This is a genomic window from Aeromicrobium sp. P5_D10, assembly GCF_054049535.1.
Genome location: NZ_JBFUME010000010.1, coordinates 161,116 through 172,740 on the forward strand (window position 1 = coordinate 161,116; position 11,625 = coordinate 172,740).

Below are 11,625 nucleotides of genomic sequence, written 5' to 3' on the forward strand. Positions count from 1 at the left end.
GGTCGTTCACAGCGTCCCCGGATCGACGAGCTGGCCGATGCGTACCGATTTGACGCAGATCTGCTGATCGACCAGTGGTCTGATCTGGATCCGGTCGTACGATCCGTCGGTGGCGACAAGCAAGCGGTGCGCCCCCTGCTCGATCGGCACAGACTGCTGTTTGCCTGCGACAGTCAGGACGACGTCGCCGCCGAAGTTCGCGGAATAGTCGATGGCCATCCAGAACTGGAAGTCGATGACAGGTGCGAACGTGATCGTCCGCACTTTGTCGGCGACAACTATCGGGCATGGTTTCGCAGCATCGTGATCGGTGCGTGGGCCGGCATCGACATCGGCGGGCACGGCTTCGCCCTTCAGATTCAGCACCGACATATCTGTTCCGACGTCGCGGACGTCGAGATCGTCTCGGAGCAACGAGAAGTAGTTCTTGATCAGATGGTGGGGAGTCAGCAATGCACTGAATGCGCGGCTGGGAACTGCGGTGTCGGCCAGGACCGGCCGATTGGTCCGGATCTCCCGCATCGCCTCGGTAGTGAACGAACGCTCCACGAAGTTGTTCGCCCAGGGCTCGGCATACTTCGATGACGACAGCACGCTGCCGGCAAGGAATATCGCGGCGAGCCCGACCAGCAGCAGCCGAGGAAGCTGGAACGTCACGAGCGGAGAGGCTCGTGGTGCGCAGGCATCGGGAGCGCCCTTGATCGGCAGGAACATCGCCCCGATCGCGAAGGTCAGGACCGGAGCAGCGTCCGAGATGTATTGCAGATGCTGCGATACCTGGGACGGACCGAGCAGGTCGAGCGTGTATCCGCGTCCGGTCCATACAAGCAGGATCGAGAAGGCCAGGTAGATCCCCGGCAGCCATAGCGCACGTAATGCGCGAATCCGCGTGGCCCAAGCCCACGCGATCGCACTGATGATGACGAGCCAGGAGACGATGATGAGCAGGTCCGGTGCCGCGGTGTAACTGATGGGGCCGTCGCCGAGCAGTCGCCAGTTCCAGGGCCCGCCCATGATGGTGGTCCCGAACGTTTCGAGCGTGGTTCGTTCGGACAACTCGAACAGCTTGGACCACTGTGATCGTTCAGATACCGGCGCGGCGTTCAAATAGGCGACAACGAACGCAGCTGACACCGCTCCGTAAAGGACCCAGGCGGCCAAGTGTTCGCGGAACGCCCGCCACCAGCGCACGACCCCGTTGCCGCGGCCGAACCAGGCGACCGTAATGACGACCAGTACCACCGGGATGAGCAGCGATTTCGCGTACGTCACGAAGCCGAGAGACAGGAACAGCGTCGTCAAGGCCAGGTGGCGCCATTGCCGTGACCGCAAGTACAGGACGTGGGCACCCAACGCACCGCATAGCGCGATCTGGTGGGGAAGCTGGTTGATGGCAACCGCCCACCACATGATCGAGGGCATCGTCAACGGCGCGAACAGATAGAACGCGAGCAGCGGCAGAACCGCCCGTGACGTCCCGAAGACGGTTCGTAGCATCCACCAACAGGCAAAACTCGCTGCGGCTTGCAACAACAGGATCTGGATCGTGACAGCCGTCCAGTTGAAGACCCCGAACAGCGACACGATCTTGACCAGGACGAACGACAGCGGCATGAAATGTCCCTGGTGGATGCGCAGATACCAGCTGGCGTCATCGTGTCCGAGGGAGATGTCCTGCAAGAATCTGAAGTCGTCGACCAGGAACCAGCTCTGCGAGATATATACCGATCGCTGGACGAGTTGCGCCGCGATGAGCGCCAGAGCCGCGACAGCAATCCAGCGTGTGGATGGGACAGCCCCAAGACGTGCGCCGATGCGATGGCGGAGGTTCGCGGCGCTGGTGGGTGTCACGGGGTTTGATGCTGCCATATCCAAGGACCGATGTCGGACAAGGCCGCGGTGTCGAACGCGCCCAAACGTTGCAATGTGATGTAGCACGCCAAATGCGCCCTCGCGATGCTACTTTCAAGTAATTAATCCGTGGAGGGGAGCCCACAGTGGGAAAGACGTTGGGGACGGTTGCACTGTTCCTTGGAGCCTTTTTGGTAGCGCTCGCAGCGTTGTCCAAGTTCTACATGTACGACCGATTGGCCGTCGTGCCTCTCAATCAGGACACGACGAGCATTTCTCAGACGTCCCCGGGGGCGGACGCTGAGTATCTCGATGTGGCCGCGGGATTGAAGATCACCACCGGCCCGCTGAAGAATGTCAAAGTCGTGAGGGGCGACATCAAGGCCAGCAAGCAGGCGAGCAAGGAGCTGGACAAGGACATCGCGGTCTGGAACATCTACGACGCGACCGACAAGGTCGATTTCGACTTCGGTAGCGGTGAGACTGCGCTTTCGGCGACCGATGACACGGTCGCATTCGATCGCCACACCGGTGAGGCAGTGTCGTGGAAGGGCACCCAGTCAACGGGTGACGGCACCACGATCGAACCGGGTGACTTCGAGGGCTTGTACTTCAAGTTCCCATTCGACTCCAAGAAGAAGACCTACCAGTACTGGGACGGCACGATCCGCAAGGCCACGCCGGCCAAGTACATCGGTGAAGGAAAGATCAAGGGTCTGAAGGTCTACAAGTACCGACAGACGATCGAGCCGATCAACACCGGCACGATCGATGTTCCCGGCGACCTCGTGGGTTCGAAAGAGGACACTGTGACGGCCGATCGGATCTACTCCAGCGTCACCAACTACAACGTCGAGCCGGTGACGGGAGTCGTGGTCAAGGGTGAGACGGCCCAGGACAGTTACCTGGAACTCAACGGTGAGCGGGTGCTGACCACGACGAAGGCGACGCTCGGCTACACCGACGCCAACGTCTCCCAAACGGTCGACGACTACAAGGGCAAGGCGAAACTGCTTTCGGCCATCAAGACGACCGTGCCGATCGGCGGCCTGGTCCTGGGCTTGGTGCTGATCGCTGCGGGTCTGCTGTCGCGTCGCGGGGCCAACAGGTCCAGCGGCCACCGCAAGGCCGACCCAGAGATGACGGGTTCGCGCTGACCGACACCGCACAGCATCGCGACGCCGCAACCATCATGGTTGSGGCGTCGCTGGTTCCAGATCCGATGTCCTAGTCTGGGGGCCTCATGACGATCGCATCTGCTGAGGCGCTGTGCGCCTTCATCGACGCCTCTCCGACGCCCTTTCACGTGTGCCGCACGGTGGCCGCCGAACTCGAGACGGCCGGCTACGGGCAGCTCGAGGAGCGAGATGCCTGGCCGACCGCGCCCGGACGGTACTTCGTCATCCGAGGCGGATCGTTGATCGCCTGGTCCTCGGAGGCATCCGTCTCGCCTGCCGACGCATTCCGGGTTGTCGGCGGGCATACCGACAGCCCGAACCTCCGGCTCAAACAGCATCACGACCTGTCGCCCGAGGGGCTGGGTGTCGTGGCTCTCGAGCCGTACGGGGGAGCATGGCTCAACTCGTGGCTCGATCGGGACCTCGGACTCGCAGGCCGTTTGTCATTGCGCAACGGAACCGACACGCTGGTCCATATCGACGAGCCCGTGCTGCGGGTCCCGCAGCTCGCTATCCACCTGTCGGCCGAACGCAAGCTCGACGTCGACCCGCAACGCCACCTCAACGCGATCTGGTCGACGGTGGCCGGTTCTTTCCTCGACTTCGTCGCAGATCGTGCCGGTGTGCAGAGCAATGAGATCGTCGGCTTCGAGCTCATGACCCACGACACGGCTCCTAGTGCCCTGACCGGTGCCGCGCGAGAACTTGTCAGCGCGCCCCGTCTCGACAATCAGGTGACGTGCTTCGCCGGCACGCGAGCCTTGATCGATGCGAAGCCGATGACGGGCATCCGGCCTGTACTGGCCTTGTTCGATCACGAGGAAGTGGGCAGCACCTCCGAGCGCGGTGCCCAGTCCGATCTCCTGGCGACGGTGCTCGAGCGCATCGTGCTGGCAGCAGGTGGTACCCGTGAAGATCTCCATCGGGCCGTCTCGGCGTCGGTGTGCGCGTCGGGCGATATGGCCCACGCAACCCATCCCAACCACGCGGAACGGCACGAGCCGCTGCACCACATCGCGATGGGCGGGGGACCGGTCCTGAAGCTGCATCCCAACCTGAGATACGCGTCGGACGCCCCCGGTACGGCGCACTTCGCACGTGCCTGCGATCAGGCCGGCGTCCCCCTGCAACGCTATGAGCACCGCGCCGATCTACCGTGCGGCTCGACGATCGGCCCGCTGAGCGCCGCCCGGACAGGCATGTTGACGGTAGACGTCGGTGCTCCTCAGCTGGCGATGCACTCGGCCCGCGAAGTCATGGCTGCCGCCGATGTGGATCCGTATGCTCGAGCCCTCTCGGCCTTCCTGGCTCCCGCGTGATTGACAGAGTCGACCCCCATCTGTACGGGTGACGGCGGTCGCGTAGAATAGTTGCTGCGCTGATGGCCTGTGCGTACCTCGGACGTAGCAGGCCCGCACTCGTGTCATGTCGGGCGAATCTCCCCGACATTCTCATGATCAAAGGGCTGTCTGGCGTGCCCGACAATTCCACCCATCCATCGGAGCAACTCCTTTATGACTAGCAGTATCGCCCACGTGGCACCACAGGTCGCGATCAATGACATCGGCTCTGAGGCAGACTTCCTCGCCGCCATCGATCTGACCATCAAGTACTTCAACGACGGCGACATCGTCGAAGGCATCATCGTCAAGGTCGATCGTGACGAGGTTCTCCTCGACATCGGCTACAAGACCGAAGGTGTCATCCCCTCGCGCGAGCTGTCCATCAAGCACGACGTCGACCCCAACGAGGTCGTTTCCGTCGGTGACAGCGTCGAAGCACTTGTTCTCCAGAAGGAGGACAAAGAAGGCCGTCTGATCCTGTCGAAGAAGCGCGCACAGTACGAGCGCGCTTGGGGCGACATCGAGAAGATCAAGGCCGAAGACGGCGTTGTCGAGGGCACCGTCATCGAGGTCGTCAAGGGCGGTCTCATCATGGACATTGGTCTCCGTGGCTTCCTCCCGGCATCGCTGGTCGAGATGCGCCGTGTGCGCGACCTCGATCCGTACATCGGTCAGAAGATCGAAGCCAAGATCATCGAGCTCGACAAGAACCGCAACAACGTGGTCCTGTCGCGCCGTGCCTGGCTCGAGCAGACGCAGTCGGCGGTTCGCCAGAACTTCCTCACCGAGCTGCAGAAGGGCCAGGTCCGCAAGGGCGTCATCTCCTCGATCGTCAACTTCGGTGCGTTCGTCGACCTCGGCGGCGTCGACGGGCTCGTCCACGTCTCGGAGCTGTCCTGGAAGCACATCGATCACCCGAACGAAGTCGTTCAGGTCGGCGATGAGGTCACCGTCGAGGTTCTCGACGTCGACATGGACCGCGAGCGCGTCTCGCTGTCGCTCAAGGCCACGCAGGAAGATCCTTGGCAGCACTTCGCTCGTACGCACCAGATCGGTCAGATCGTGCCGGGCAAGGCCACCAAGCTCGTTCCGTTCGGTGCGTTCGTTCGCGTCGAAGAGGGTATCGAGGGCCTCGTGCACATCTCGGAGCTCGCAGAGCGTCACGTCGAGATCCCCGAGCAGGTCGTCCAGATCGGCGACTCGGTCATGGTCAAGATCATCGACATCGATCTCGAACGTCGCCGCATCTCGCTGTCGCTCAAGCAGGCCAACGAGACCGAAGCTGCGATCAGCGATGACTTCGATCCGACGCTGTACGGCATGACGTCGTCCTACGACGCCGATGGCAACTACATCTACCCCGACGGTTTCGATCCCGAGACCGGCGAATGGCAGGAAGGCTTCGACGAAGCCCGCGCCACGTGGGAGAAGCAGTACGCCGAGGCGCACGATCGTTGGGAAGCGCACAAGAAGCAGATCGAAGAGGCCGAGAAGGCCGGCATCGAAGCTGCCGAAGCGTCGAACTACTCGTCCGACACGGTCACCGACGACGCCGCTCCGGTTGAGGGCTCGCTCGCCTCTGATGAGGCCTTGCAGGCTCTTCGTGAGAAGCTCACGGGCGGCGACGCGTAAGCATCGCCTTCACACACAGAACCCCCGGTCCCTTGTGGGCCGGGGGTTCTGTGTTTCTGCTGTGGATTCACCGCAGCTGGCGGCGGTCGAAGTAGTCGAAATGGCTGCGGGGCGCGGGATGCGTGCCGTAGCCGTCGTGGAGGATCGTCCGGGCGAGAGCGACCGTGGTGGCAGTGACCAGGAGCGCGGTGAGCGCTATCAGCAAAATCATCATGGCAGTAATTCTGCTCCTGATGGGATTCTGCCACCAGTGGCAGAAAAGACATATGCCATTGAAATGCTGCCATGTTGCTGGCATGCTGACCGGATGAAGACCGTCGCCGTGATCGTCCAAGATGGCGCCGAGCCTTTCGGGCTCGGATCGCTGTGCGAAGTGTGGGCCGAGCCCTATCACGCCGAAGACGGCAATCCCGTGTTCGACTTCCGGGTCTGCACGCCGAGGCCCGGACGTGTGCGTGGTCGCGCTGGCTTCGATCTGCACGTCGACCACGGGCTTGAGGCGATCGAGGATGCCGATCTGGTGTGCTTCTCGCCGCGATACGAGTTCCTGGATTTCGATCCGCTCGTTTTGGAGGCGGCTCGCTCGTCGTACGAGCGCGGCGCGATCGTCTACGCACACTGCTCGGCCTCCTTCATCCTGGCTGAGGCCGGCCTGCTCGACGGCCGCGAGTGCACGACTCATTGGCGTTACGGCGACCGACTAGCGAGGATGTATCCGAAAGCGATCGTGCGCCCAGACGTCCTCTACGTCCAGGACGGTTCGATCCTTACGGGTGCGGGCTCTGCTGCTGGGATCGATGCCTCACTTCACCTGATGCGCCAGCAATTCGGGGCGAAAGTCGCCACGACGACCGCACGCCGCATCGTCGTGCCGCCTCATCGCGACGGAGGGCAGGCTCAGTACGTCCGTACGCCCATGGGTCAGACCGAAGCCGACACGCTCGCGCCGCTGCTCGCGTGGGCATCGGATCGTCTCGATGAGTCCCTGCCGGTTGAGCGCATGGCTCGGGAAGCACATATGTCGGCCCGGACCTTCGCGCGTCGATTCCGCGATGAGACCGGCACGACGCCTTTGCAGTGGGTCACCAACCAACGATTGGCCTTGGCCGAGGAGATGCTGGAGAACACGACACTCTCAGTTGAGCAGATCGCCGTTCGGGTCGGCTTCGGTAGTGCTGCGGCCCTGCGGCATCACTTCTCGGCTGCACGTGGCACGACCCCATTGCAGTACCGCAAGACCTTCACGTGCGTCGACGCTGTCGGCTAGATCAGCTCGTTGCGGCGCACCTTGCCCGTCGCGGTGCGGGGCAGTGCGGGGTGCCGCTCGTAGCTCTTGGGTCGTTTGGGCGGGGAGAGACGCTCTGAGGCGAGCGTTCTGAGTGTCGTCTCGTCAACCGTGCCCACGTACGCCGCGCAGACGCGCTGGCCCCACCTTTCGTCGTCGCGGCCGAAGATCGCCAGGTCGACGAGGCCGGGGGCATCCTCCAGCGCTGCTTCGACTTCTGCCGGATAGACGTTGACTCCGCCGGTGATGATGAGGTCTTCACGGCGTGAGTCCAAATAGACCAACCCGTCCTCGACCCGGCCGAGGTCACCGACAGTGAACGCCGGGCCGTCCGGAGTGTCCCGCCACGTCGCAGCGGTCTGCTGGGGAGCGTTCCAGTATGTGAAGCGGGCCCACGGTGGAACTGTGCACCAGAGTTGTCCCTCGTCGTCTGTCGTCATGGTCCGGCCAGGACGGGCCCGTCCCACGGTGCCCGGGTGCTCGACCCACTCAGTGCCTCGACAGGCGGTGAATTGGCCCTCGGTGGATCCGTAGAATTCCCAGACCGAGTCGACGCCGAACTGGGCGTGGGTGCGGCGTCGCACCGGCTCGGGGCACGCCGCTCCGGCGTGGGCGACGAGTCGGAAGCACGCTGTGTCCAATGCGGTGCCAGTCTCGTCCAACCAGGCGAATAGTCGCTGCAGGTGGGCGGGCACGCAGAACATGGTCGTGGGGCGCAGACTTTGGATGGCTGTGGCGAAATTGGCGGGATCGAATTTCGGCAGCACGGCTATCGCGCCGCCGGCCAGGAGGGTTCCCATGGCGAAGCGCAGGGGTGCGGAGTGGTAGATCGGCGACACCACCAGATCCAGGTCGGCGGCGTTGAATTCCCACAATTGGCGCTCCTCGAGCGCGAGTGCCGCAGCGTGTTCGTCGGTGAAGAGGCCCGACCACACGCCCTTCGGACGCCCGGTCGTGCCCGAGGTGAAATGCATGGGACGGCATCGGGGGTAGGACGGGAGCGAGGTCTCCTCCGGGCCTTGTAGAAGACGCTCCAGCTCCGCGGTCTCGTCGATGACCAACGCGGGCGCGACGTCGGCGAGAATGGCGCTGCGTTCATGTGGCGTGAGGCGCGGATCGAGCGGGACAGGGACAATTCCGGACCGTGCTGCTCCGAGCACAGCGCTCACATAGCCCGCGCTGCCCGGAATCGATAGCACGACCCGATCACCCTCGACTACTCCCGCTGCCGCCAAGGAGCCGGCGAATCGACGTTGCTGCGACTCGCTCTGGGGGGCGGTCAAAACATTCGGCAACGCAATATCCTCTGGAATCATGAGACGTCGGTCACATCGCGCCGCTGAAATCGGGGGCCTGATGTGATCTGGCGGTCACAGTATGCTTGACTCGGACGCTGAGCCAGATTTCGCCTAGGCACAAGGTGGTCATCCGTGGCAGATTCACGCCACAAGCACGCTGCACCCAAAGTACGTACGCGTCGCTCTCGTCCGACCCGAATTGTCCTGCCTGCTCTAGGTGCCCTGGCAATCGGCGGAGTCGTCGCCGGAGTCGTGGTGCAAGGTGCTGGTTCGATCGATGCCGCCCCGACCGTGAGCAAGGATCGGTTTGCTGCAGCGTCGGTCATGTCCAGCACGGTGCCCACGAAGGTCAGCCGCAGCGCTGAACGGCCTCCGCTGCCGAATGTCGCCGATGTGGAAGAGCAGATCGAGGGGCTGCGTTACGCCGTCACCGACCTCGACATCCACGCCTCGGCGAAGAAGTCTTCACCTGTCCTGGCCAAAGTCGCCTACGGCGAATCGGTCGACATCACCGGCAAGAACAAGGGTGATTGGACCGAGATCATGCACAAGGGTTTGCCCCGGTGGGTTAAGACCTCGGGCCTGGCCAAGGAAATGCCCCTGGGCACGGCACCCTGCGCTTCGGGTTCCGGATCTGAGCGCGGCTTGCAGCCCGACACGATCAAGGTGCATCGCGCGGTGTGCGCCAAATTCCCGTCGATCGTCCGCTACGGCGGTCTGGCCGGTCGTGGCGAGCACGCCACGGGCCACTCACTCGACATCATGGTCTCAAGCGATCTCGGCAATGAGATCGCCGCCTTCTTGCAGGAGAATCGAGCAGAACTCGGCATCGAGTACCTGATCTGGCGTCAGCGAATCTGGCGTCCGGCGACCTCGGCGAGCTGGCGTGGGATGAGTAGCCGCGGCGGTGCCACGGCCAACCACATGGACCACGTCCATGTCACGACGTACGGAACTGCGGCCACGCGCTAGATTGACCCGCATGTTGAAGGTCGGTCTGACAGGTGGAATCGGTTCGGGCAAGAGCACAGTCAGTGCTCTTCTGGCAGATCATGGCGCGGTCGTCATCGACTATGACCAATTGGCGCGCGATATTGTCGAGCCCGGGAGTCCTGCACTGACCGAGATCGCCAAACGTTTCGGCCAGCACGTGCTCGCTCCCGACGGGAGCCTGGATCGTCCGGCCCTCGGGGCCATTGTCTTCGCCGATCCGGATGCACTCCGCGATCTCAATGCGATCACTCATCCGGCCATTCGTCAGCTGGGCGAGAGCCGGGAGGCCACAGCTGGGCCCGATGCCATCGTGGTCCACGACAATCCGCTGCTCGTGGAGATGGGCGCCGCGGCTCAGTGCGATGTCGTTCTGGTCGTCGACATTCCGGTCGAGGCCCAGGTTGAACGTCTCACCCAGATCCGGGGGATGAGCGAGTCGGATGCACGCGCGCGTATCGCCGCACAGGCATCACGCGAAGAAAGAACCGGTGCCGCCGATCTCGTGATCGACAACACCGGTTCTCAGAAGGAGCTCGTCCGCATCGTCGGGGGTATCTGGGACGAGCTCCTGGTCAGGGCCTCCGCGCTGGCTGGCTAAGCCGCCAGATCGGGATCGGCAATGCGGCGCAATGTGGCGAGGGCTTCACGCTCGAGTTGACGTACGCGCTCTGCGGAGATGCCGTGCCGCTTGCCGATATCGGCAAGCTTTTGCTGACGACCATCGAGCAGGCCGTAGCGGGCTCGCACGATATCGGCTTCACGTTCACCGAGATGATCGACGAGTTCTGCGATCAGGTGACGTGACTCATGGCTCAGCATCGCCAGGTCAGGACCGGGCTGGGTTTCGCGGGCAATCAGATCACCCAGTGACGTGTCGCCGTCCTCGTCGACGGGGGAGTCGAGGCTGACATGATCGCGTCCCCAGGCCATCAGGTCGATGACTCGGTCAACGTCCATGCCGAGCTCCAAGCCGATCTCGGCCGGTTCGGGGTCGTAGCCCAACTGCCGTTCGAGGTTGCGACGTGCTGCCGTGACCTGATTCAGTTCCTCGACGACGTGCACGGGGAGACGTACGACACGCGCTTGCTGCGCGATGCCGCGGGTGATCGCCTGACGTACCCACCAGGTCGCATATGTGGAGAACTTGAAGCCTTTGGAATAGTCGAACTTCTCGACCGCACGGATGAGTCCCGTGTTGCCTTCTTGCACGAGGTCCAGCATCGGCATTGCCGAGCGACCGTACTTGCGGGCGATCGACACGACCAGGCGTAGATTCGCCTGGATGAAGGTCTGTACTGCGCGCTCACCTTCTTCAGCGAGCCAGGTGAGTTCTTCTTCTGTGGCCCACTTCGGCGCGCCACCCTTCTTGCGTCCTACCCGCCCCTCCTCCAGGAGATGGCGGGCGTATAGACCCGCCTCGACGGTCTTGCTGAGCTCGACTTCCTGTTCGGCACCGAGCAGGGGAGTACGTGCAATCTCAGCGAGGTACATGCCCACGCTGTCTTTGCCTTCGACGTTGGTGTTGCCGATCCTGGTGCTCACGATGCGCCTCCCACAGTTTGTGCTTGTACTCATCCCAACGCGCAGTCATGCGCAAGGATTCCGCTCTCAGTCGCTTCTTAGGCTGTTTTGCCGCCTCCTATCATGGCGCGGCGGGCCCGAGTACCGATTCGTGCGGTGAACCTGCCATTCCAGCCAATGTTCAATGTGTGATGTGGGCCACGGGGACCCGATTTGACCGTTCATGAAACGACCCCGTAATGTTCTTCTTGTTGGACAGCACGGCGGAGCGGAAGGCCTGAACAGGCCGGTTGCTCGGTGCTCACTCCAATTTCTTCTGAAGCGGTCAACGGCACGGTGTTCATACGCCCGGAGACGGACCGCAAGTAAGTTGAATTGTTTGGCCAGTTGCCCCGTGCCTGATGTCCTTTGGGATTGATGGGTGGTGAGCGTCTGATTCTTGAGAACTCAACAGTGTGTCAAAAGTCGATGAGATTAATTGGTAGTACCCCGTCGGTTTTGATCGGCAGCCTTTTTGGTTGTTG

At 62.7% G+C, this 11,625-nt stretch carries 10 protein-coding genes; 6 read left to right on the forward strand and 4 right to left on the reverse strand.

Translation table 11 applies throughout. The annotated features are described in order from the left end of the window. Positions 1-6: 6 nt before the first annotated feature. Entirely contained in the window at positions 7-1,851 is a 1,845-nt protein-coding gene (locus ACXJKC_RS18355; protein ID WP_456698183.1) for a hypothetical protein, read from the reverse strand. A 146-nt stretch (positions 1,852-1,997) separates the two neighbouring features. Here ACXJKC_RS18355 and ACXJKC_RS18360 point away from each other — a divergent pair, with 146 nt between their 5' ends. From ACXJKC_RS18360 to rpsA, 3 genes are all read left to right on the forward strand, one after another. Further along, positions 1,998-3,008 carry a DUF3068 domain-containing protein gene (locus ACXJKC_RS18360; RefSeq protein WP_456698184.1) on the forward strand — a complete coding sequence of 337 codons (1,011 nt, stop codon included), beginning with the start codon at positions 1,998-2,000 and terminating at the stop codon, positions 3,006-3,008. A gap of 86 nt (positions 3,009-3,094) precedes the next feature. Further along, on the forward strand, positions 3,095-4,348 hold the full coding sequence (locus tag ACXJKC_RS18365; protein WP_456698185.1) for a M18 family aminopeptidase: 1,254 nt from the start codon (positions 3,095-3,097) through the stop codon (positions 4,346-4,348). 195 nt (positions 4,349-4,543) lie between these two features. Beyond that, positions 4,544-6,004 carry a 30S ribosomal protein S1 gene (rpsA, locus tag ACXJKC_RS18370; protein WP_456698186.1) on the forward strand — a complete coding sequence of 487 codons (1,461 nt, stop codon included), beginning with the start codon at positions 4,544-4,546 and terminating at the stop codon, positions 6,002-6,004. Between the two features lie 67 nt (positions 6,005-6,071). Here rpsA and ACXJKC_RS18375 read toward each other — a convergent pair whose 3' ends face one another. Beyond that, complete coding sequence (locus ACXJKC_RS18375; RefSeq protein ID WP_456698187.1) at positions 6,072-6,218, reverse strand: hypothetical protein; 147 nt, start codon at positions 6,216-6,218, stop codon at positions 6,072-6,074. A gap of 93 nt (positions 6,219-6,311) precedes the next feature. Here ACXJKC_RS18375 and ACXJKC_RS18380 point away from each other — a divergent pair, with 93 nt between their 5' ends. Further along, positions 6,312-7,271: a GlxA family transcriptional regulator gene (locus ACXJKC_RS18380; protein ID WP_456698188.1), complete on the forward strand. Its 960-nt coding sequence runs from the start codon at positions 6,312-6,314 to the stop codon at positions 7,269-7,271. On the opposite strand, the gene ACXJKC_RS18385 is transcribed toward ACXJKC_RS18380, so the two are convergent. Further along, entirely contained in the window at positions 7,268-8,584 is a 1,317-nt protein-coding gene (locus ACXJKC_RS18385; protein ID WP_456698189.1) for a class I adenylate-forming enzyme family protein, read from the reverse strand. The two genes, ACXJKC_RS18380 and ACXJKC_RS18385, sit on opposite strands and share 4 nt — an antisense overlap. Positions 8,585-8,719: 135 nt before the next feature. On the opposite strand from ACXJKC_RS18385, the gene ACXJKC_RS18390 reads away from it, so the two are divergent. Then, positions 8,720-9,559 carry an SH3 domain-containing protein gene (locus ACXJKC_RS18390; RefSeq protein ID WP_456698190.1) on the forward strand — a complete coding sequence of 280 codons (840 nt, stop codon included), beginning with the start codon at positions 8,720-8,722 and terminating at the stop codon, positions 9,557-9,559. 10 nt (positions 9,560-9,569) lie between these two features. Beyond that, complete coding sequence (gene coaE, locus ACXJKC_RS18395) at positions 9,570-10,178, forward strand: dephospho-CoA kinase (RefSeq protein ID WP_456698191.1); 609 nt, start codon at positions 9,570-9,572, stop codon at positions 10,176-10,178. On the opposite strand, the gene ACXJKC_RS18400 is transcribed toward coaE, so the two are convergent. Beyond that, entirely contained in the window at positions 10,175-11,071 is an 897-nt protein-coding gene (locus tag ACXJKC_RS18400) for a sigma-70 family RNA polymerase sigma factor (protein WP_456698198.1), read from the reverse strand. The genes coaE and ACXJKC_RS18400 overlap by 4 nt on opposite strands. Between the last annotated feature and the right edge of the window lie 554 nt (positions 11,072-11,625).

Excerpts from the sequence above, each read along its gene's own strand:
- ACXJKC_RS18365 (WP_456698185.1), top strand. The coding sequence starts at position 3,095 with ATGACGATCGCATCTGCTGAGGCGCTGTGCGCCTTCATCGACGCCTCT.
- rpsA (WP_456698186.1), top strand. The coding sequence starts at position 4,544 with ATGACTAGCAGTATCGCCCACGTGGCACCACAGGTCGCGATCAATGAC.
- ACXJKC_RS18375 (WP_456698187.1), bottom strand. The coding sequence starts at position 6,218 with ATGATGATTTTGCTGATAGCGCTCACCGCGCTCCTGGTCACTGCCACC.
- ACXJKC_RS18380 (WP_456698188.1), top strand. The coding sequence starts at position 6,312 with ATGAAGACCGTCGCCGTGATCGTCCAAGATGGCGCCGAGCCTTTCGGG.
- coaE (WP_456698191.1), top strand. The coding sequence starts at position 9,570 with ATGTTGAAGGTCGGTCTGACAGGTGGAATCGGTTCGGGCAAGAGCACA.
- ACXJKC_RS18400 (WP_456698198.1), bottom strand. The coding sequence starts at position 11,071 with ATGTACCTCGCTGAGATTGCACGTACTCCCCTGCTCGGTGCCGAACAG.